Source organism: Massilia sp. Leaf139, assembly GCF_001424165.1.
Taxonomy (GTDB): domain Bacteria; phylum Pseudomonadota; class Gammaproteobacteria; order Burkholderiales; family Burkholderiaceae_D; genus Telluria.
Genome location: NZ_LMOJ01000001.1, coordinates 288,509 through 309,056, shown reverse-complemented (window position 1 = coordinate 309,056; position 20,548 = coordinate 288,509). Strand labels below are relative to the sequence as shown.

Below are 20,548 nucleotides of genomic sequence, written 5' to 3'. Positions count from 1 at the left end.
AAAGCCGCCGCATATCAAGCGCCGTACCGCGTGGGCTCGAGAGCCCACCCTACAAACCACCAAAACGAAAAAGGCCGCGTCATCGACGCGGCCTTCTGAATTCTGGCTCCCCGACCTGGACTCGAACCAGGGACCTGCGGATTAACAGTCCGTCGCTCTACCGACTGAGCTATCAGGGAATTGAGGCAACATTATAGCGGGCGGATCGCGGTTTGGCGAGTCCCGTACGAAAATTTCAATTTCGGGGCCGTGGCGCACCCGCTGCGCCGCCCTTTGCTATAGTCGCGGCACTCCTATCACCGTCCACACGACCATGACCACTTCCCGCATTTTCGGCACTCCCCTCTCGCCTTCCGCCACGCGCGTGATGCTGCTCGGCTCAGGCGAACTCGGCAAGGAAGTCATCATTTCCCTGCAGCGTCTCGGCGTCGAAGTCGTCGCCGTCGACCGCTATCCGGACGCGCCTGGCCACCAGGTCGCGCACCGTGCCCACGTGATCGACATGACCGACGGCGCCGCCCTCGCCGCCCTGATCGCGCAGGAGCAGCCCGATCTCGTGATCCCCGAGATCGAGGCGATCGCCACCGATACCCTGGCCGCGCTCGAAGCGGCGGGAACCATCACCTGCATCCCGACCGCGCGCGCGGCGCAGCTGACGATGAACCGCGAAGGCATCCGCCGCCTCGCCGCCGAAGAGCTGGGGCTGGCCACCTCGCCCTACCGCTTCGCCAGCAGCCTGGCCGAGCTGGAAGAGGCCTGCGCGGCCGTCGGCTTCCCCTGCGTGGTGAAACCGGTGATGTCGTCCTCGGGCAAGGGCCAGTCGAAACTCGACAGCGCGGCGGATGTGAAAGCCGCCTGGGACTACGCGGCCGCCGGCGGACGCGTCGACGCCGGGCGCGTGATCGCCGAAGGCTTCATCGATTTCGACTACGAGATCACCCTGCTGACCGTGCGTTCGCGCGGCGCCAACGGTGAAATCGTCACCAGCTTCTGCGAGCCGATCGGCCACAAGCAGGTGCAGGGCGATTACGTCGAATCCTGGCAGCCGCACCCGATGAACCCACTGGCCTTGGCACGCTCGCGCGAGATCGCGGAAAAGGTCACGGGCAATCTGGGCGGCCTGGGCGTGTTCGGGGTCGAGCTGTTCGTCAAGGGAGATTTGGTCTGGTTCTCGGAAGTGAGCCCGCGTCCGCATGACACCGGCATGGTGACGATGGCGACGCAGGTGCAGAGCGAATTCGAGCTGCACGCCAAGGCCGTGCTCGGCCTGCCGGTCAACACGGCGCTGCGCGCCCCGGGCGCCTCGGCAGTGATCTACGGCCAGCTCGACGCCAAGGGAATCGCCTTCGAAGGCGTGGCCGAGGCCTTGCTGGTGCCTAGCACCGATGTCCGCTTGTTCGGCAAGCCGGAATCCTTTGCGCGCCGCCGCATGGGCGTGGCGCTGGCGACCGCGGGCGACGTCGAGACCGCACGCGAGCGCGCGCTGGCGGCCGCGTCCAAAGTGAAACCGGTGGCAGGCCGCTGAGCATCTCCACCTCGCAGCATCCGGATGGCGCCTTCGTGGCGCCTTTTTTTCGTCCGTTACCTCGCGCCCGCCCCGGCTGGTTGACATCCTTGATATCCTTATTGATAATGATTCGCATTACCATTCTCAATACAAAGAAGAAACGATGTCTACCTCCCCTCACTTCCCCCTGCGTCCGCTCGCCCTGCTGGTCGCCCTCGCCTGCTCCGGCCTGGCCAGCGCTCAGGAACAAAGCGCCGATCCCCTCCAGCAAGTCGTCGTCACCGGCACCGGCTACCGCACCACCGGCACCAAGTCGACCCTGAAGCCCATGGACGCGCCGATGAGCTACGAGGTCTACGACGCCGAGCTGCTGGCCGCGCGCCAGGCCGACAGCGTCAACGAAGCGCTGCGCTATGTGCCGGGCGTGACGCCGGAGAGCCGGGCGACGGTGACGATCTTCGACCAGTACACGATCCGCGGTTTCGAGAGCTACCGCAACTACTACGACGGGCTGCCGCTGCAGTACAACGGGCTGTGGAACCTGGTGCCGCAGATCGACGCCTTCGCCACCGAAAGCGTCGAGATCCTGAAAGGCCCGACCTCGGTGCTCTACGGTTCGGCGCCGCCGGGCGGCATGGTCAACCAGACCGCCAAGCAGCCGCGTTCGCAGCAGGAGACCGAAGCACGCTTCCGCTTCGGCAGCAACAACCTGCGCGAACTGGGCATCGACAGCACCGGCGCGCTGACGCCGAACGTCGACTACCGCATCGTCGCCCTGATCCGCAAGCGCGACGGCCAGCAGGAGACGACGCGCGAGGCGCGCAACCTGGTCGCGCCTTCGCTCACCTGGCGCATCGCACCGAGCACGCGCCTGAACCTGAACCTCTATCACCAGGTCGACCCGTCCCTGGTGCCCTCGACGCCGCTGCCGGCCGTCGGCACCCTGTTCCCGGCGCCGTACGGGAAGCTCGACAGCGACGCTTTTGCCGGCGACGCGCGCTGGTCGGGCATGAAGCGTAAGGCGACGCTGGGCGGCTGGAAGTTCGAGCACGGCTTCAATGAGGACGTGAAATTCCTGCAGAACTTCCGCTACACGAAGGCGGCGGGCTTCCAGCGCAATACCTATAACCTCGGCCTGGACGCGGATAACCGCAGCCTGGCGCGCGCCGCCTATTTCACCGACGAGGAACAGGACGGCTATGTGGTCGACAACCAGCTCGCCATCAAGGCGCGCACGGGGCCCGTCAAGCACGCGCTGCTGGCCGGCGTCGATTACCAAAAGATGGATTCGCATGTGCGCTACGGCGACACGCTCGGCACCGGCACGCCCGCGATCGACCTCGGCAACCCGAACCACTGGCTGCTCGAGCCGGCCACGCTGCCGCTCGACCTCTACACCGAGCGCCACCGCATCCGGCAGTCGCAGCTCGGCCTGTACCTGCAGGACGAACTGGCCTGGGGCCCGCTGACGGTCATCGCCGGCCTGCGCCGCGACCGCTACCGCAGCGAGGACGTCAACGATTCGAGCTACGACGGCACGCCCTCGAACAGCAGCACCCGCATCCGCCAGGGCCGCACCAGCGGGCGCCTGGCCGCGATCTACAAGTTCGCCAATGGCCTGGCGCCCTACCTGAACTATTCGACCTCGTTCGAGCCGACGTCCGGCGTCGATTCGCTCACCGGCAGCGCCTTCAAGCCGACCACGGCGAAGCAGCGCGAGGCCGGCATCAAGTACCAGTCGCCCGACAAACGCACGCAATTGACCGCCGCCGCCTTCGACATCCGCAAGCAGAACGTGGTCGTCAACACGCCGAGCTTCAACCAATACACGCAGAACGGCGAAGTGCAGTCGAAAGGCGTGGAGATGTCCTGGCGCCAGGGCGTGCTGGACGACCTCGATTTCACGCTGGCCCTGACGCGCCTGGACATGAGCGTGACCGAGAACGAACTCGATCCTTCGCTGGTCGGCAAGACGCCGGTCTGGGTGGCCGACAAGCAGGCCGCGCTCTGGATCAACTGGGCGGCGCAGCCGCAGCTGGACCTGTCGGCCGGCGTGCGCTATGTCGGCAAGAGCCAGATGGACGCGGCCAACAGCGCCACCGTGCCGTCCTACACCGTGTTCGACGCGGCCGCGCTGTACCGCGTGAGCGACACGCTGCGCATCGGCCTCACGGCCAGCAACCTGGGCGACAAGCGCCACGTGGGCGCCTGCTTCAGTGCGCGCAACTGCTGGATGGGCGCCGAGCGCAGCATCGAGCTGAGCATCCAAGCGTCGTTCTGAACGGAGGGTGCCCATGTCGTTTCGCACCTGGTACGCCGTCCATAAATGGACGAGCCTCGTGTCCACCCTGTTCCTGCTGATGCTGTGCGTGACGGGGCTGCCGCTGATCTTCTCGCACGAGATCAACCACGCGCTCGGCCATAGCGTCGAGGCGCCCGCGCTCGCTGCGGGATCGAGCGGCCGTGCCGACGTCGACGCCATCGTCGCCGACGCCGCCGCGCGCCGGCCGGCCGACGTGCCGCAGTTCCTCGTGGCCGAACCGGACGAGCCGGATCTGCTCTACGTGCGCCTGGCCGAGCGCGTCGATTCGCCCGGCCTCACCGCCTTCTACACCTACGATGCGCGCAGCGGCGCTTTCCTCAGCGCGTACCCGCTGGGCCAAGGCTTCATGGACTTGATGCTGCGCCTGCATACGGACATGTACCTCGACCTGCCGGGAACCCTCTTCCTCGGCTTGATGGGACTGCTGCTGGCAGCCTCGATCGTCTCGGGCATCGCCGTCTACGCGCCCTACATGAAGAAGCTGCCTTTCGGTACCGTGCGGCGCGAGCGCGTGCGGCGGCTGAAATGGCTCGACCAGCACAACCTGCTGGGCATGGTGACGCTGGTGTGGCTGCTGGTGGTCGGCGTCACCGGCACCATCAACGCACTCAACCGGCCGATCTTCGGCCAGTGGCAGACAACCGAGCTGCAGGCCCTGGCCGCGCCCTACCGCCACCTTCCGTCCGTGACGGGGAAGGTTTCGGCCGGCGCCGCGCTGGCCGCGGCGCAGCAGGCCCAGCCTGGCATGTCGCTCAGCTTCATGGCCTTTCCCGGCAACGACTTCAGCACGCCGCAGCACTTCATGGCTTTCATGCAGGGCAATACCGACGTGACCTCGAAGCTGCTGAGGATCGTCATGGTCGACGCGCGCACGGGCGCGGTGGCGGCCACGGGCGAGATGCCCTGGTATGTGTCGACCCTGATGCTGTCGCAGCCCCTGCATTTCGGCGACTACGGCGGGCTGGCGCTCAAGCTGCTGTGGACGCTGCTCGACCTGCTCAGCATCTGGGTGCTGTGGGGTGGGCTGGTGCTGTGGTGGAAGCGGCGCCATGTGTCGGCCGAGCAGAAGCTGGCCGCCTTGCGCGAGCGGCAGACGGCACAGGCGTGAAACGAAAAAGGCCGTGTCTTGCGACACGGCCTTCTTTATTCTGGCTCCCCGACCTGGACTCGAACCAGGGACCTGCGGATTAACAGTCCGTCGCTCTACCGACTGAGCTATCAGGGAATTGAGGTTGGCATTATAACTGCTCAGCGATATTGCGCAAGGGTCAATGAACGTGAACCGTGCGCGGCCCACCATGCACAAACGAAAAAAAAGAGCGCCGATCACTCGGCGCTCTTTCTGAATTCTGGCTCCCCGACCTGGACTCGAACCAGGGACCTGCGGATTAACAGTCCGTCGCTCTACCGACTGAGCTATCAGGGAATCGTGTTGCTCTTTGCTGCCAAACAAAGTTCAGCAGCGAAGAGCCAGGATTTTAGAGGACTTTAGCGATTGCGTCAACGACGAGATCGATGTTCTTCGAATTGAGCGCGGCCACGCAGATGCGGCCGGTGTCGACGGCGTAGATCGATTCCTCGCGCAGCTTGCCGACCTGCTCTTTCGTCAGGCCCGAATACGAGAACATGCCGACCTGCTGGCGCACGAAACCGAAGTCGCGCCCAGGCGCCTTGTCGGCCAGCTTCTGCACCAGCGACTCGCGCATTTCCTTGATGCGCACGCGCATGCCGGCCAGTTCCTCTTCCCACAGCTGCCGCAGCTCGGGCGTCGACAGCACGGTCGCCACGACCTTGCCGCCATGCAGCGGCGGATTCGAATAGTTGGTGCGCACCACACGCTTCACTTGCGACAGCAGGCGCGCCGCTTCCTCGGCGCTGGCGGCCACGATCGACAGCGCGCCGACGCGCTCGCCATACAGCGAGAACGACTTCGAGAAGGAATTCGACACCAGCAGTGGGCCGCCGGCCTCGACGAAACGGCGCACGACCGCGCCATCTTCCGGAATGCCCGCGCCGAAGCCCTGGTAGGCCATGTCGAGGAAAGGCACCAGGCCGCCGGCCTGCACCGCCTCGATCACCTGGCCCCACTGCTCCTGCGTCAGGTCGGCGCCGGTCGGGTTGTGGCAGCAGGCGTGCAGCACGACGATCGAGCCGGCATCCATCTTGCGCAGCGACGCCAGGAAACCGTCGAAGTTCACGCCGTGGGTGGCCGGGTCGTAATAGGTGTAATTGTTGACAATGAAACCGGCGCTCTCGAACAGGGCGCGGTGGTTTTCCCAACTCGGGTCGCTGATGAAGACCTGCGAGTCCGGCGAAAAACGCTTGAGGAAATCGGCGCCGATTTTCAGGGCGCCGGTGCCGCCGATGGCCTGCACGGTAATTGCGCGCTTCTCTTGAATTACGGCGCTGTCGGCCCCAAATACAAGCTCTTGCACAGCCTTGTCGTACGCAGCCAGACCTTCGATTGGAAGGTAGGTGCGCGGCGATTGCTGTTCCATCAACTTCGCTTCTGCCCGCTGGACGCACTGCAGCAGAGGAACCTTGCCATTATCGTCGTAATAAACGCCGACCCCCAGGTTGATCTTGGCCGGGTTGCCATCGGCGTTGAATGCTTCGGTAATGCCCAGAATCGGGTCGCGCGGGGCCATGTCGATGGCGCCGAAGAGGCTGGCGGAGGCGTTGGAAGTCATCGTGATAAACTGGTTTTGTCGGTGGATCGCGACAGTTGTATAGACTGCGGTACCTCAGCGATTCCTCTGCTGCAGTGCCGCAAACGAATCCCTATTCTAACAAAGGTCTCGAAACATGGCAGATGTATCACTCGCAACCAGCCCGGAACCGACAGTCATCACCTTTCCGGGCTCGCCTTTCAAACTGCACCAGCCCTTCCCGCCGGCCGGCGACCAGCCGACCGCGATCGATGGCCTGGTTGAAGGCATCGAAGACGGCCTGATGTACCAGACCCTGCTGGGCGTGACGGGCTCCGGCAAAACCTACACGATGGCGAACGTGATCGCCCGTGCCGGCCGTCCCGCGATCGTCTTCGCGCCGAACAAGACCCTGGCCGCCCAGCTGTATTCGGAATTCCGCGAATTCTTCCCGCAAAACGCGGTCGAGTATTTCGTGTCGTACTACGATTACTACCAGCCGGAAGCCTATGTGCCGCAGCGCGACCTGTTCATCGAAAAGGACTCGTCGATCAACGAGCACATCGAACAGATGCGCCTCTCGTGCACCAAGTCGCTGATGGAACGGCGCGACGTCGTCATCGTCGCCACCGTCTCGGCGATTTACGGTATCGGTAATCCGAACGAATACCACAAGATGATCCTGACGCTGCGCCACAAGGACAAGGTGGCCCAGCGCGACATCATCGCGCGCCTGATCCAGATGCAATATTCGCGCAACGAGATGGATTTCGGCCGCGGCACCTTCCGCGTGCGCGGCGACACGATCGACATCTTCCCGGCCGAGCACGCCGAGCTGGCGATCCGCGTCGAGATGTTCGACGACGAGATCGAATCGCTGCAGCTGTTCGACCCGCTGACGGGCCGCGTGCGCCAGAAGATCCCGCGCTTCACGGTCTATCCGGGTTCGCACTATGTCACGCCGCGCTCGACGGTGCTGCGCGCGGTCGAATCGATCAAGGCCGAGCTGAAGGATCGCCTCGAAGAATTCCGCCAGCAAAACAAGTTGATCGAAGAGCAGCGTCTGGAACAGCGTACCCGCTTCGACCTCGAGATGATGGCCGAGATCGGTTTCACGAAAGGCATCGAGAACTATTCGCGCCACCTGTCCGGCGCCATGCCGGGCGAACCGCCGCCGACCCTGGTCGACTACCTGCCGAAGGACGCGCTGATGTTCATGGACGAGTCGCACGTGCTGGTCGGGCAGTTGTCCGCCATGTACAACGGCGACCGGTCGAGGAAGACCAACCTGGTCGACTACGGCTTCCGCCTGCCCTCGGCGCTGGACAACCGGCCGCTGAAGTTCGAGGAATTCGAGAAGAAGATGCGCCAGACGATCTTTGTCTCGGCAACGCCGGCCGAGTACGAGAACTCGCACGCGGACAACGTGGTCGAGCAGGTGGTGCGTCCGACCGGCCTGGTCGACCCGGTCATCATCGTGCGCCCCGCCCTGTCGCAGGTCGACGATGTGATGAGCGAGATTAACGACCGCATCAAGAAGAACGAGCGTGTGCTGATCACCACGCTCACCAAGCGCATGGCCGAGCAGCTGACGGAATACCTGTCGGATCACGGCATCAAGGTGCGCTACCTGCACAGCGATATCGAGACCGTCGAGCGCGTGGAAATCCTGCGCGACCTGCGCCTTGGCACCTTCGACGTGCTGATCGGTATTAACCTGCTGCGCGAGGGCCTGGACTTGCCGGAGGTGTCGCTGGTGGCCGTGCTGGATGCCGACAAGGAAGGCTTCCTGCGCTCCGAGCGTTCGCTGATCCAGACCATCGGCCGCGCCGCGCGTAACCTGAACGGCGTGGCGATCCTGTATGCCGACCACGTGACCGACTCGATGCGCCGCGCGATCGACGAAACCGAACGCCGCCGCGCCAAGCAGATCGCCTTCAACGAGGCGAACGGCATCACCCCGGTGGGCGTGCAGAAGAAGATCAAGGAACTGATCGACGGCGTCTACAGCAACGCCGCGCAGAAGGCCATGGTCGAGGGCGCCGGCTCCCTGGCCGATGCCGAGGCGACGGCGAAGGTGGAGTCGATGAGCGAGAAGCAGATCTCGAAAGAGATCAAGCGCCTCGAAAAGCTCATGGTCGACCACGCCAAGAACCTCGAGTTCGAAAAGGCGGCCCAGGTGCGCGACCAGCTGCATGTGCTCAAGCAGCAAGCCTTCGGGGCGCCGGGGGCGGACAACGTGGTGTCGATGTTGGGCAAATAATTTGCAAAACGGCGCCGATGGCGCCGTTTTTTGTCGGCTCGCAATTTCGATCACGGTATTCGTTGCCAATATCCGATGTTGGCAACGACTACCGGAGTTCGGGATGGACAATCAACGAAACAAACGGCTGGCGTGGGATTTGGCGGTATCGGGTTTTACCATTGCCTTGGCATCGGTTCTGATCCCTGCCCTGTTTCCTGAAACGATAAGCGTGTCACCGCTTGTCGTGTTCGGCATCGTCTTCACGACGAACACCGTACTCGGCATGATCCCGGATAAGGAATCGAACACCGGATCCGCAATGTTCGGACACGTGTTTTTCACGCGGCTCGCGGCTGCACTTTTACTTGCGGTCTTGCTCATCCTGATTGAAACGTTTGCGCACACGCTGTGAAGGCCGGCGCCTCTGTTTACATGGTGAGAACGCGGGCACGTCCAGTGAATCGGTAATTGGTAGCAAGTTCACGGAACCTGGCGTAACGTAGGGCGGGCATGCCCGCGTTATACCGTCCGCATCACGGCGAAACGCTTACTGCCTTACCGCTTGAACATCCTCGGATCAAACCTGGACGTTCATGAAATGCTGAGCTTTACCGCTTCATACGCATGGATGCGCCGGATTGATCACAAGCGCGGGACGGACAACGTGGCGTCGATGTTGAGCAAGTAAAAAATGGCGCTTCGGCGCCGTTTTTTCGTATGCGGGACACGTCGCGGTATGGCACCCGGTGAACGCGGGCATGCCCGCCCTACGTTACACGGCGGTTCCATGAACTTGCTAAGTACAGTGGTGCACCGTAGGGCGGGCATGCCCGCGCAAACCGCCCGAATTTTCGCGAACCGCTTCGCTGCCCTACCGCTTGAACATCCTCGGATCAAACCTGAACGTCCGCGCAATGCTGAGCTTTACCGCTTCATACGCATGATGCGCCGGATTGATCACGAGATTCACGCCCTCCCCCACGATCACCGACGGCACGCGCATGTACAGGTGTTCGCGCTTCTTCAGGAAGGCCGTCCCGAAGGCCGCCGCGCTGCCGCCGTCGTCGAGCGCATCCCATCCTTGCGGAAGATCCTCCGCCGCCACATCCAGCCCCAGCCCCGGATCGTCCGGCAGGTCGATCGCCACCAGCACCAGCGGCTCCTCGTCGACTTCCTCGGTGTGCACGAATTTTTCCAGTACCGCCAGCTCCACCGTCATCGCCGCGTACAGGGCCGGCACGCCCTCGCTGTGCCAGTGGCCGCCGCTTTCGCGGGCGCCCTTGCATTCGCGGTCGAGGGCGGCTTTTTCGATTGCAATTCTCCAGGTTCTCATCGTATGCGCGTCCTTACATAGGTAATCTCAGCATACAACGTGAACCCACCCCCGCCGCGCACGGAAGCCGAATAAAAAACGGCCCGCAGGCCGTTTTCCTCACACGCAAACCGATGCGCGCTTACTTCACGTCGATCAGCTCGACATCGAACAGCAGCGTCGCGCCCGGCGGGATCACGCCGCCGGCGCCGCGTTTGCCATAGCCCAGTTCCGCCGGGATGATCAGGGTACGCTTGCCGCCGACCTTCATGCCGGCCACGCCCTGATCCCAGCCCTTGATGACCGCGCCCATGCCGAGCGGGAAAGTGAAGGGTTCGCCGCCGACCGAGCTGTCGAACTGCTTGCCGCGCCCCTTCGGCGACTTGGGCGCGTGCAGCCAGCCGGTGTAGTGCACGACGACCGTGTTGCCGCTGGCGGCCTGCTTGCCCTTGCCGACGACGGTGTCGGTGATTTGCAGCTGCGCGGCGCGCGCGGCCGGTGCGGCCGGGGCGGCAGGAGCGGCGGCGGCGGTGCCGGCGGCCAGGAACAAAGCGAGGCCGAGGGCCGAGATTTTCTGGATCATGTGTTTTACCTAGTAGGGGATGGAGGCGCAGCGCCGCAGGAACGATGATGCGGCCGTGCGGCAGTATTGCCGAATCGCGCTGTTCGCACAAGGCGGCGAAACTTAGAGCGCCTAACAAAACTGCCATGGCTGCGTTGCAACTCCTCGCCGTACCTTCGTACTGTCTTCGGCGCTGCGCCTTGCCCTGACAGTTTTGTTAGGCGCTCTTAAGCCCGAGCGCGCGGCACCTGCGCAAGGATCTCGGCCACCCGCGCCAGGTCGGCCGGCTTGACGAGATGATGGTCGAAGCCCGCCTCCTCGGCCTGGCGCCGGTCTTCGTCCTGGCCGTAGCCGGTCAGCGCGATCAGGGTCGCGTCATGGGTTTCGGACATCGCGCGCAGCTGGCGCGCCAGGGCATAGCCGTCGGTGTCGGGCAGGCCGATGTCGAGCAGGACGACCTGCGGCCGCTCGGTGCGCGCACGCTGCAGCGCGCCGCGGCCGTCGAACTCCACCGAGACCGCATGGCCCTGCACTTCCAGCAGCATGGCCAGCATCTGCGCCGCGTCCTGGTTGTCGTCGACGACCATCACGCGCAAGGGCTCGGTCTGAACCGTGTCCTCGTCGCCGGCGCTTGCGTCGGGCGCCGCCTCAGGCACACTCAGGCGCGGCAGGCGGATCTCGAACTGGCTGCCCTTGCCCGGCCCCTCGCTGCGCGCCTCGACGCTGCCGCCGTGCAGCGCCGCCAGGCTTTTCACCAGCGCCAGGCCGATGCCGAGGCCGCCCTGCGAGCGATCCGGCGTGCGCTCGGCCTGGGTGAAGAGATCGAAGATATACGGCAGCACGTCGGGCTCGACACCGATGCCGTTGTCGGTCACGCAGACCACGACGTCGTCGTCCGGTGCGCTTACTTTCAGCCTGATGTCGCCGCCCGACGGCGTGTACTTGGCGGCGTTGTTCAGGATGTTCGACAGCACCTGCACCAGGCGCGTGCGGTCGCCCAGCACGTGTACCGGCTCGCCCGAGAGCTGCATGGTGAGCGAGTGGCGCTTCGATTCAATCAGCGGGCGCACCTGTTCCAGCGCGCCGGCGACCACCGCATTCACGTCGAGCTCTTCCTTCTCCAGCGTGACGAGGCCGCGCGTGACGCGCGAGACGTCCAGCAAATCGTTCACCAGGTCGGTCATGTGCTCGGCCTGGCGCGCGATGATGTCGCTGGCGTTGCGCACGGCCTTGGCGTCGAGCGTGCCGAGCTTGAGCAGCTGGGCCGCGGTGGTGATCGGCGCCAGCGGGTTGCGCAGCTCGTGCGCCAGCATGGCGAGGAACTGGTCTTTCTGGCGGTTGGCCGCGCGCAGCTCGTCCTCGACCTGCTTGCGCACGGTCATGTCGCTGCCCTCGACGAAGATGCCGACTACCGCACCGGCGGCATCGCGGATCGGCTGGTAGATGAAGTCGAGGTAGCGGCGCTCGAGCGGAGCGTCGGGCCCGCGCGTCAGGTCGAAAGGTACTGCATGGCCGACGAAGGGCTCGCCGCTGGTATAGACCTGGTCGAGCAGCTCGAAGAAGCCCTGCCCTTCTACATACGGCAGCGCTTCGCGTGCCGTCTTGCCGACCAGGTCTGTGCGGCCGATCAGCTGCATGTAGCTTTTGTTCGTGATTTCGAATACATGATCCGGCCCCCGCACGACGGCGATGATGCCGGGCGCCTGTTCGAACAGGGTCATCAGGCGCTGGTTCTCCTCGTCGCGGTAGCGCTCGGCCTGCACCTGTCCCGTCACCTCGACGCAGGCGCAGTGGACGCCGGCCACGTCGCCGTCGTCGTCGCGCGCGGGAGAATACGAGAACGTGAAGTAGGTCTGCTCGTCGTAGCCATGACGGTGCATCACCAGCGGCAGCTTCTCCATGTAGGTCGCCTGGCCGCCGAGCGCGCGCTCGATGAGCGGATGGATGTCGTCCCAGATCTCGGCCCAGATATCGTGGAAAGGCGCGCCCAGCGAGGCCGGGTGCTTGTCGCCGAGGATGGGAATGTAGGGATCGTTGTAGAGGAAGCCCAGATCCTTCCCCCAGGCGCAGAACATCGGGAAACCCGAGCCGAGCATCAGCGAGACAATGGTGCGCAGGGCCGCCGGCCAGGTCGCGGGCTCCCCCAGCGGCGAGCGCGACCAGTCCTGCGAACGCATCAGCGCGCCGACCTCGCCGCCACCGCTGAGGAAGCGCAGCGACGGTTCCTGCCCGTCGTCCGGTATGTCTGCCGCTGTGCCCCGGTCGCTCATGTCAGAGGGTCTTCACGAATTCGCGGATACCGCCGAGCAGCATCTCGACCGACATCGCCGTCAGGATCAGGCCCATGAGGCGCTCGAAGGCAGTCATCACCTGCGGCCCGAGTTTTTGCTGGAGGCGCTCCGCACTAAGGAACACCGCCAGCCAGACCACGCCGACGGCCGCCAGCGCCGCCACATGCACCATCGTTTCCGACAGCGACTCGGAACTGAACAGCAGCACGGTGGCCAGCGCCGACGGCCCGGCCAGCGCGGGAATCGCCAGCGGCACGATGAAGGGCTCGCCATGCTCGCTCTTGCCGAGCACCCCGTCGGGATGCGGGAAGATCATGCGGATCGCGATGATGAGCAGAATGACGGCGCCGCCGATGCGCAGCGCGACCGGGCTCAGGTGCAGCGCGGACAGGAAGTGCTGGCCGAAGAACATGAAGAGCAGCAGCAGCAGGAAAGCGATGGCGCACTCGCGCACGACGACGCGGCCGCGGCGGTGCACCGGGGTGTCTTTCAAGGCGGTGGCAAACAGGGGAACGTTGCCGAAGGGGTCAGTGACGAGGATGAGCAGGATGAAGGTCTGGAAAAAACTTTGGGTCATGGTTGTTCTTGTTGTTGGTTCCTGGCATGCGGCAGGTGTAACAATCTTACCTGATTCGCAAAGTCGCCGGAGCACGATGCTACGGTAAAGAAAAAAGGCCAGAGCGCCGGGACGCTCTGGCCTTTTCGCATTGCCGGCGCGAAGGCCGTGGCTGCGATTACTTCTCGAACTTCTTCATCCACGCCGCCAGCTGGTGCGGGCGCAGGCCGTCGTAGTCTTCGAAGGGCTGGTGGATCCACGGGTTGTGCGGCAGGTCTTCCAGGTGGTAGTCCGGCTTGAAGGCCGAGGTGCCCTTCACCCAGATGACGGCCGAACGGACTTCGCTGACGTCCGGGTAGTTGGTCTGCAGGTGCTCGCGCACGCGCTGCAGGGTCACGCCGGAGTCGGCCAGGTCGTCGACCAGCAGGATGCGGCCGGCCAGCGGACCCTTGGTCATCGTCATGTACTTGGCGATGTCCAGGTTGCCCTGCTTGGTGCCGGCTTCTTCGCGATAGGAGCTGGTCGACAGGATCGCCAGCGGCACGTCGAAGATGCGCGAGATCACGTCGCCAGGACGCACGCCGCCGCGCGCCAGGCACAGCACCATGTCGAACTTCCAGTTCGATTCGTACACTTGCAGCGCGAGGCGCTCGAGCAGGCGGTTGTATTCGTCCCAGGAGACCCAGAGGTCTTTTTCGGTCGATGCAGGGGTGTTCATTTCAGTCATTCCTATTTTTGGAACCTCGGAAAACCTACTGCGCGTCACATTGTCGGCCTGCGATGCTCGCTGTAAGTCCGAACAGCTGCGCTTCTCAGCCAACACTGCTTCCGCTCGCTACGGTTTTTCGAGGTTCTGTTTCTATTTAAATTACGCTGCGAACGGATGGCGCAGGACGATCGTTTCTTCGCGATCCGGGCCGGTCGAGACCATGTCGACCGGGATGCCGACCAGTTCTTCGATACGCTTGATGTAGGCGCGGGCGTTGGCCGGCAGTTCGTCCATCGACTTGGCGCCGACCGTGGTTTCCGTCCAGCCCGGCATTTCTTCGTAGACCGGCTGGCACAGGGCGGCTTCTTCGGCGCCGACCGGGAAGATGTCCACGTCGCGGCCGTCGATCTTGTAGCCGGTGCACAGCTTCAGGGTCTCGATGCCGTCCAGCACGTCGAGCTTGGTCAGGCACATGCCCGACACGCCGTTGATCTGCACCGAGCGGCGCAGCAGCGCGGCGTCGAACCAGCCGCAGCGGCGGGCGCGGCCCGTCACGGTGCCGAACTCGTGGCCCACGCGCGAGAGGTGCTCGCCGACGCCTGCGTCGGTCGGCAGTTCGGCCGGGAACGGGCCCGAACCGACGCGGGTCGTGTAGGCCTTGGTGATGCCCATGATGTAGTGCAGCATGCCCGGGCCGACGCCGGCCCCGGCGGCGGCGTTACCTGCCACGCAGTTCGACGAGGTGACGAAGGGATAGGTGCCGTGGTCGACGTCGAGCAGCGAACCCTGGGCGCCTTCGAACAGCAGGCTGCCGCCGGCTTTATGGGCCGCGTACAGTGCGGAGGAAACGTCGCCGACCATCGGACGCAGGCGCGGCACCAGGGCCATCGCGTCGTCGAAGGTCTTCTGGAAGTCGATCGCTTCGCCGCCCAGGTAGTTGGTCAGGACGAAGTTGTGGTACTCGAGGTTTTCCTTGAGCTTCTCGGCGAAACGCTCTTCGTTGAGCATGTCGGCGATGCGGATCGCGCGGCGCGCGACCTTGTCTTCGTAGGCCGGGCCGATGCCCTTGCCGGTGGTGCCGATCTTGTTGACGCCGCGCTTGGCTTCACGGGCCTGGTCGATGGCGACGTGGTAAGGCAGGATGACCGGGCAGGCCTCGGAAATCTTCAGGCGCGACACGACTTCGACGCCGGCCGCGGCCAGCTTGTCGATCTCGCGCATCACGTCCGGCACCGAGACGACGACGCCGTTGCCGATGTAGCAGGCCACGCCTTCGCGCATGATGCCCGAAGGGATCAGCTGGAGGGCGGTCTTCTGGCCCTTGATGACCAGGGTATGGCCGGCGTTATGGCCGCCCTGGAAACGGACGACGCCCGCTGCGTGATCGGTCAGCCAGTCGACGATCTTACCTTTGCCTTCATCGCCCCACTGGGTGCCGATGACAACGACGTTCTTTGCCACGTTTGTATTTGACATCACTTAACCTAAGTTTTTGAGAATCCAATTTCCATCTTCGAGGACGAGTACGCGGTCGCACTCGAACTCGTCCTGAACATTATCGTGACCCGGCATGGACTGGATCACGACTTCGCCTGCCTTGCGCAGGTCAGCGATTTTTTCGCGCAGTTCGAGCGCATTGCCCCAGGGGGCGCGGATCGAATGCTTGCGTTCGGCCGTCGGCAGCAGGCGCGCCAGCTCGCGCAGATCCAGCGAGAAACCGGTCGCCGGACGCGCGCGGCCAAAGGCCTCGCCGACATGATCGTAGCGGCCGCCGCGCGCCACCGCGTTCGGCAGGCCCGGCACGTAGAGCGCGAACATGGCGCCGCTTTCGTACTGGTAGCCGCGCAGGTCGGCGAGGTCGATCGCCACCTGGGCGCGCCCGATGGCGCCGGCGGCCAGCGCGGCCAGTTCGGCCAGCGCACGGGTGACGCCCGGCAGCGGCGGCAGGATTTCCTTCGCGCGCTTGAGTACTTCAACGTCGCCGTACAGGTTCGGCAGCGCCAGCAGGGCGTCGCGCGTGGCCTGGGCATAGCCGCGGGTCAGTTCGTTAAGGCCAGGGACGTCCTTGGCGCGCAGCAGCGCGGTGATCGCGGCTTCGTCTTTCTTCGCAACGGCGTCGTCGTCGAGCAGCGCGCGCAGCACGCCGACGTGGGCCATGTCGAGGCGCACATCGAGGAAGCCGGCAAGCGCGACCGAGGCCAGCGCCAGCTCCTGGATCTCGGCGTCGGCTTCCAGGCCGGCGTGGCCGTAGATCTCGGCGCCGATCTGGATCGGCTCGCGGGTGGCGTGCAGGCCCGATGGACGGGTATGCAGCACGCTGCCGCAATAGCACAGGCGGGTGATCGAATCGCGGTTGAGCAGGTGGGCGTCGATGCGCGCGACTTGCGTCGTCATGTCGGCGCGCAGGCCAAGCAGGCGGCCCGAGAGCTGGTCGACCAGCTTGAAGGTGCGCAGGTCGGTATCGGCGCCGGCGCCGGCCAGCAGCGACTCGACGTATTCGAGCAGCGGCGGCATCACCAGCTCGTAGCCGTACAGGCGGAAGGTGTCGAGCATCTGGCGGCGCAGGTCTTCGATCTTGCGCGCTTCCGACGGCAATACGTCGGCGATATTCTCAGGCAAAAGCCAGTTCGGCATGGGCGACAGCTAAATTGTAAATGAGGGAATTGTTAAGAATGATGCAACGAACAAAGCAACAGCGCGCGCCCGTGCAGGACGAAGTCGGCGCCGAATCGGCAATTTTACTCGAAAATGGGACGGGGCTGGGGGTGGATGCTGGAGGATGGGCGTGGAAGTTGGCGGTTTGCCACTAAAACTGGGCTATACAAGCTAGGGTGGGCGAGGAATGTTAGTCCGGGGGACTGAAATCCCGCCCACGTGATCGTTGCCGGCTCTCAAATCGTGGCGGATGACCTCGCTGCTATGTATCACCGCTTGGACGGCAGAGCCGTCTACCCTACAAAAAACGCCGCGGGATACGCGGCGTTTTGGCTTACTTGCTGCTTCCCGGATTCCTGAAGTACTTGAAGAACTCCGAATTCGAATCGATCACCATCACGTCGCCATGGGCCTTGAAGCTGGCGCGGTAGGCTTCCAACGAACGGTAGAACTTGTAGAACTCAGGGCTCTTGCCAAACGAGTCGGCGTAGATCGCGGAGGCTTTCGCATCGCCCTCGCCCTTGATCTTCTCGGCTTCGCGGAAGGCTTCGGCCAGGATCACGGTGCGCTGGCGGTCGGCGTCGGCGCGGATTTTTTCGCTTTCGGCGGAACCCGTCGAACGCAGCTCGTTGGCCACGCGCACGCGCTCGGCGCGCATGCGGTCGTAGACCGAGGCGTTGATCTGCTCGATGTAGTCGACGCGCTTCAGGCGCACGTCCACGATGCCGACACCGATCTGCTTCGCTTCGGCGATGACCTTGTTCTGCACCGCCTGCATCACGGCGCCGCGCTCGCCGGAAATCACCTGGCGCACAGTGCGCTTGGTAATCTCGTCGTTCAGGGCGGCCTTGATGATCTGCGACATGCGGTTCGCGGCGGCGCGCTCGTCGCCGCTGAAGCTGACGTAGTACAGGCGCGGTTCGACGATGCGCCATTTGACGAAGGCGTCGACCAGGATGTTTTTCTTCTCGGCCGTGATGAAGCGGTCGGCGTCGGGCGTGTCCAGGGTCAGGATGCGCTTGTCGAGATAGATGACGTTCTGGAACGGCGGCGGCAGCTTGAAGTGCAGGCCCGGCTCGGCGATCACTTCTCGTACCTCACCGAGGGCGAAAACGATGGCGAAGCGGCGCTGGTCGACGACGAAGACGGTCGAGGACAGCAGCATCAGGGCAATGAAGCCCGCCACGAAAATGGTTACGAGGCGGTTCATTAACGGCTCTCCCGGTCACGTGAGGAATCGCGCGCGCGGCTGTCGCGCTGGCGCACCTGTTCAATCGTCTGCATCACTTCCTGCGTCGGCGATGCACCCTGCTCTTGCGGCAGCTGCACCGGGCCGGAACGGGCGCTGCCCGTGGCGGCGTCGTTGGCGGCGACCTGCGCGATCAGCTTGTCGAGCGGCAGGTACAGCAAATTGGAGCCCGACTTGGCGTCGACCATCACCTTGCTGGTGCTGCTAAAGATCTGCTGCATGGTGTCGATGTACATGCGGTCGCGGGTCACGCCCGGCGCCTTGGCATATTCCGTGACGACCTGGTTGAAGCGCGAGGCGTTACCGGTCGCGTTCTCGACCACCATCGAGCGGTAGGCTTCGGCATCCTGAAGCAGGCGGAAGGCGGCGCCGCGCGCACGTGGGATCACGTCGTTGGCATAGGCTTCGCCTTCGTTGCGGGCACGGGCGCGGTCCTGGCCGGCCTTCACGGCATCGTCGAAGGCGCTTTGCACCTGCTCCGGCGGCTGCACGTTCTGCATGGTCACGTTGGTGATCAGGGCGCCCAGCTTGTAGCGGTCGATGATCTGCTGGATCATGTTGTGCACATCGAGCGCGACCTTCTCGCGGCCCTCGTACAGCACGAAGTCCATCTTGCTCTTGCCCACCACTTCGCGGATGGCCGTCTCGGCCACCTGGTGCACGGTCGTATCCTGGTCGCGGTTGTTGAAGACCCAGGCCACCGGATCCTTCAGCGTGTACTGCACGGCGAACTGGATATCGATGATGTTTTCGTCGTCGGTCAGCATCAGCGCCTCGGCGCCCTGCTTGTTGCGCACGTTGTCGCGGTAGCCGATTTCGGCCGTGCGCACCTGCGAGACGTTGACCGTCTCGTGCGACTGGATCGGGGCCGGCCAGCGCCAGTTGAAACCGGCGCCGGTGGTGTGCGAGAGGCGGCCGAAGGTGGTGACCACGCCGACCTGCCCTTCCTGCACGATAAAGGCGCCGGAAGCGAGCCAGATCAGGAGCACGATGAAGCCGATGACGGAGGCCGTGATGCCGGCGCCGCGGCCTTCGCTGCGGTAAGGGCCGCCGGCGTCGCCGCCGCCGTTGTTGCCGCGGCTGCCGAACAGGCGGTTCAGGCGCGCATTAAAGTCGCGCCACATCTGGTCGAGATCCGGAGGGCCTTCGCCGGGGCGGCGGCCTTCCTGGGCTTTATGGTCGCCTTCGGGATTTTTGCCCCAGCGTGGATCATTCAGCGACAGTTTGACGCCGAATCGTTTAAATAAGGAAACAAGCATAGGCTTCAATGTGGCCCGACATGGGTGGAGGTTGGATTACTTTCGCCGGCTTCGTCGTACTGCAAGGCCAGCGCTGCATCGTCCTGCTCTTCGTTTTCAGGGCTCGATCCCGGCGCACCATGGGTACGCGACGAGGCCGCCGAACCGGCTGCCTCGACGATCGCATCGCGCAGCAGATCGAGGCCGGCGCCGTTCCTGGCGCTGATAAAAACGCGGCTGATTTTATCATGTTCATCACGCTCGACCCCAGGCTGGAGGTCGGCCATATCAATCTTGTTCCACACGAGGATCTGGGGAATATGGTCGGCCCCGATCTCGCGCAAGACCTCGTTGACCTGCTCGATCTGTTCCATGCGCGTGGGCGAGGAACCGTCGACCACGTGCAGCAGCACGTCGGCGTGGATGGTCTCTTCCAGGGTGGCGCGGAAGGCGGCGACCAGCTGGTGCGGCAGTTCCCGGACAAACCCGACGGTGTCGGAAATGACGACACTGCCCGTTGCGTCGCCCAGGTAGAGGCGGCGGCTGGTGGTGTCCAGGGTCGCGAACAGCTGGTTGGCGACGTAGACGCCGGCCTTGGTGAGCGTGTTGAACAGGGTCGACTTGCCGGCGTTGGTATAGCCGACCAGCGACACCGAAAACGTGTTGTTGCGTCCGCGCGCGCGGCGCTGGGTCTCATGCTGCTTGCGCAGCTTGGTGAGGCGGGCGCGCAAGGCCTTGACGCGCTCGCCGATCAGGCGGCGGTCGGTCTCGAGCTGGGTTTCGCCCGGGCCGCGCAGACCGATACCACCCTTCTGGCGTTCCAAGTGAGTCCAGCCGCGGATCAGGCGCGTGGCCAGGTGCTGCAGCTGCGCCAACTCCACCTGGAGCTTGCCCTCGTGGCTCTGGGCGCGCTGGGCGAAGATGTCGAGGATCAGGCTGGTGCGGTCGATGATGCGCAGTTCGAGGCGGCGCTCGAGGTTACGCTGCTGCGCCGGGGACAGCGCGTGATTGAAGATGACGAGTTCCGCGCCCTGGGCCTTGGCGGCGACGCCGATTTCGTCGGCCTTGCCGCTGCCGACGAAGTAGGCGGGATCGGGGGCGTTGCGCTTGGCCGTGATCGTATCGATCGGCTCGGCGCCGGCTGAGCTGGCCAGCAAGGCCAGCTCTTCGAGGCTGGCCGTGAAATCGACCGCGCCAAAATCGACGCCGACGAGGACGGCGCGCGTGCTGTTGGTGCCGGGGGCGTCAGCCAT

Annotated in this window: 16 protein-coding genes and 3 tRNA genes; 5 read left to right on the top strand and 14 right to left on the bottom strand. The window is 64.4% G+C overall.

Annotated features, from left to right (window positions below):
- Positions 1-103: 103 nt before the first annotated feature.
- A tRNA-Asn gene (locus tag ASF77_RS01370) sits at positions 104-179 on the bottom strand.
- A gap of 134 nt (positions 180-313) precedes the next feature.
- Here ASF77_RS01370 and purT point away from each other — a divergent pair.
- From purT to ASF77_RS01355, 3 genes are all read left to right on the top strand, one after another.
- Positions 314-1,525 carry a formate-dependent phosphoribosylglycinamide formyltransferase gene (gene purT, locus ASF77_RS01365; RefSeq protein ID WP_056333327.1) on the top strand — a complete coding sequence of 404 codons (1,212 nt, stop codon included), beginning with the start codon at positions 314-316 and terminating at the stop codon, positions 1,523-1,525.
- Between the two features lie 145 nt (positions 1,526-1,670).
- On the top strand, positions 1,671-3,788 hold the full coding sequence (locus ASF77_RS01360; RefSeq protein WP_082493495.1) for a TonB-dependent siderophore receptor: 2,118 nt from the start codon (positions 1,671-1,673) through the stop codon (positions 3,786-3,788).
- A 13-nt stretch (positions 3,789-3,801) separates the two neighbouring features.
- Complete coding sequence (locus ASF77_RS01355; protein WP_056333324.1) at positions 3,802-4,938, top strand: PepSY domain-containing protein; 1,137 nt, start codon at positions 3,802-3,804, stop codon at positions 4,936-4,938.
- 41 nt (positions 4,939-4,979) lie between these two features.
- Here the strand turns inward: ASF77_RS01355 and ASF77_RS01350 are convergent.
- The 3 genes from ASF77_RS01350 to ASF77_RS01340 form a co-directional block, all read right to left on the bottom strand.
- Positions 4,980-5,055, bottom strand: a tRNA-Asn gene (locus ASF77_RS01350).
- 125 nt (positions 5,056-5,180) lie between these two features.
- Positions 5,181-5,256 (bottom strand) — tRNA-Asn (locus ASF77_RS01345).
- A gap of 52 nt (positions 5,257-5,308) precedes the next feature.
- Positions 5,309-6,520 (bottom strand): amino acid aminotransferase, encoded by a 1,212-nt coding sequence (locus ASF77_RS01340; RefSeq protein ID WP_056333322.1) that lies wholly within the window; start codon positions 6,518-6,520, stop codon positions 5,309-5,311.
- 115 nt (positions 6,521-6,635) lie between these two features.
- Here ASF77_RS01340 and uvrB point away from each other — a divergent pair, with 115 nt between their 5' ends.
- Both uvrB and ASF77_RS01330 read left to right on the top strand, forming a co-directional pair.
- Positions 6,636-8,741 (top strand): excinuclease ABC subunit UvrB, encoded by a 2,106-nt coding sequence (gene uvrB, locus ASF77_RS01335; protein WP_056333320.1) that lies wholly within the window; start codon positions 6,636-6,638, stop codon positions 8,739-8,741.
- Between the two features lie 103 nt (positions 8,742-8,844).
- Positions 8,845-9,135 (top strand): hypothetical protein, encoded by a 291-nt coding sequence (locus tag ASF77_RS01330; RefSeq protein WP_156648695.1) that lies wholly within the window; start codon positions 8,845-8,847, stop codon positions 9,133-9,135.
- A gap of 459 nt (positions 9,136-9,594) precedes the next feature.
- Here the strand turns inward: ASF77_RS01330 and ASF77_RS01325 are convergent, their stop codons facing one another.
- The 10 genes from ASF77_RS01325 to hflX all read right to left on the bottom strand — a co-directional run bounded on the left by ASF77_RS01325 (position 9,595) and on the right by hflX (position 20,548).
- Positions 9,595-10,056: an RES family NAD+ phosphorylase gene (locus ASF77_RS01325; protein ID WP_056333314.1), complete on the bottom strand. Its 462-nt coding sequence runs from the start codon at positions 10,054-10,056 to the stop codon at positions 9,595-9,597.
- Between the two features lie 121 nt (positions 10,057-10,177).
- Positions 10,178-10,618: an FKBP-type peptidyl-prolyl cis-trans isomerase gene (locus ASF77_RS01320; protein WP_056333310.1), complete on the bottom strand. Its 441-nt coding sequence runs from the start codon at positions 10,616-10,618 to the stop codon at positions 10,178-10,180.
- Positions 10,619-10,824: 206 nt separating this feature from the next.
- Positions 10,825-12,867, bottom strand: coding sequence for an ATP-binding protein (locus ASF77_RS01315; RefSeq protein WP_056333307.1), 2,043 nt, complete (start codon positions 12,865-12,867; stop codon positions 10,825-10,827).
- A 1-nt stretch (position 12,868) separates the two neighbouring features.
- Entirely contained in the window at positions 12,869-13,465 is a 597-nt protein-coding gene (locus tag ASF77_RS01310; protein WP_056333302.1) for a MarC family protein, read from the bottom strand.
- Positions 13,466-13,622: 157 nt separating this feature from the next.
- A complete protein-coding gene (locus tag ASF77_RS01305) occupies positions 13,623-14,162 on the bottom strand; it encodes a phosphoribosyltransferase (protein ID WP_056333298.1) in 540 nt (179 codons plus the stop codon).
- A gap of 150 nt (positions 14,163-14,312) precedes the next feature.
- A complete protein-coding gene (locus tag ASF77_RS01300) occupies positions 14,313-15,629 on the bottom strand; it encodes an adenylosuccinate synthase (protein ID WP_056333295.1) in 1,317 nt (438 codons plus the stop codon).
- A 3-nt stretch (positions 15,630-15,632) separates the two neighbouring features.
- Positions 15,633-16,787: an ATP phosphoribosyltransferase regulatory subunit gene (locus tag ASF77_RS01295; RefSeq protein ID WP_056333292.1), complete on the bottom strand. Its 1,155-nt coding sequence runs from the start codon at positions 16,785-16,787 to the stop codon at positions 15,633-15,635.
- A 355-nt stretch (positions 16,788-17,142) separates the two neighbouring features.
- Positions 17,143-18,018 carry a protease modulator HflC gene (gene hflC / locus ASF77_RS01290; RefSeq protein ID WP_056333287.1) on the bottom strand — a complete coding sequence of 292 codons (876 nt, stop codon included), beginning with the start codon at positions 18,016-18,018 and terminating at the stop codon, positions 17,143-17,145.
- Positions 18,018-19,316, bottom strand: a complete 1,299-nt coding sequence (hflK, locus tag ASF77_RS01285) for an FtsH protease activity modulator HflK (protein WP_056333281.1) — start codon at positions 19,314-19,316, stop codon at positions 18,018-18,020. The genes hflC and hflK overlap by 1 nt, the downstream gene beginning before the upstream one ends.
- Positions 19,317-19,321: 5 nt before the next feature.
- Complete coding sequence (gene hflX, locus ASF77_RS01280; protein WP_056333278.1) at positions 19,322-20,548, bottom strand: GTPase HflX; 1,227 nt, start codon at positions 20,546-20,548, stop codon at positions 19,322-19,324.

Coding starts and splice junctions, on each gene's coding strand:
- hflC (WP_056333287.1), bottom strand. CDS start 18,018: ATGAACCGCCTCGTAACCATTTTCGTGGCGGGCTTCATTGCCCTGATG.
- purT (WP_056333327.1), top strand. CDS start 314: ATGACCACTTCCCGCATTTTCGGCACTCCCCTCTCGCCTTCCGCCACG.
- hflK (WP_056333281.1), bottom strand. CDS start 19,316: ATGCTTGTTTCCTTATTTAAACGATTCGGCGTCAAACTGTCGCTGAAT.
- ASF77_RS01360 (WP_082493495.1), top strand. CDS start 1,671: ATGTCTACCTCCCCTCACTTCCCCCTGCGTCCGCTCGCCCTGCTGGTC.
- ASF77_RS01355 (WP_056333324.1), top strand. CDS start 3,802: ATGTCGTTTCGCACCTGGTACGCCGTCCATAAATGGACGAGCCTCGTG.
- uvrB (WP_056333320.1), top strand. CDS start 6,636: ATGGCAGATGTATCACTCGCAACCAGCCCGGAACCGACAGTCATCACC.
- ASF77_RS01300 (WP_056333295.1), bottom strand. CDS start 15,629: ATGTCAAATACAAACGTGGCAAAGAACGTCGTTGTCATCGGCACCCAG.
- ASF77_RS01325 (WP_056333314.1), bottom strand. CDS start 10,056: ATGAGAACCTGGAGAATTGCAATCGAAAAAGCCGCCCTCGACCGCGAA.
- ASF77_RS01315 (WP_056333307.1), bottom strand. CDS start 12,867: ATGAGCGACCGGGGCACAGCGGCAGACATACCGGACGACGGGCAGGAA.
- ASF77_RS01340 (WP_056333322.1), bottom strand. CDS start 6,520: ATGACTTCCAACGCCTCCGCCAGCCTCTTCGGCGCCATCGACATGGCC.
- ASF77_RS01295 (WP_056333292.1), bottom strand. CDS start 16,787: ATGCCGAACTGGCTTTTGCCTGAGAATATCGCCGACGTATTGCCGTCG.
- ASF77_RS01320 (WP_056333310.1), bottom strand. CDS start 10,618: ATGATCCAGAAAATCTCGGCCCTCGGCCTCGCTTTGTTCCTGGCCGCC.
- ASF77_RS01330 (WP_156648695.1), top strand. CDS start 8,845: ATGGACAATCAACGAAACAAACGGCTGGCGTGGGATTTGGCGGTATCG.
- ASF77_RS01305 (WP_056333298.1), bottom strand. CDS start 14,162: ATGAACACCCCTGCATCGACCGAAAAAGACCTCTGGGTCTCCTGGGAC.
- hflX (WP_056333278.1), bottom strand. CDS start 20,548: ATGGCTGACGCCCCCGGCACCAACAGCACGCGCGCCGTCCTCGTCGGC.
- ASF77_RS01310 (WP_056333302.1), bottom strand. CDS start 13,465: ATGACCCAAAGTTTTTTCCAGACCTTCATCCTGCTCATCCTCGTCACT.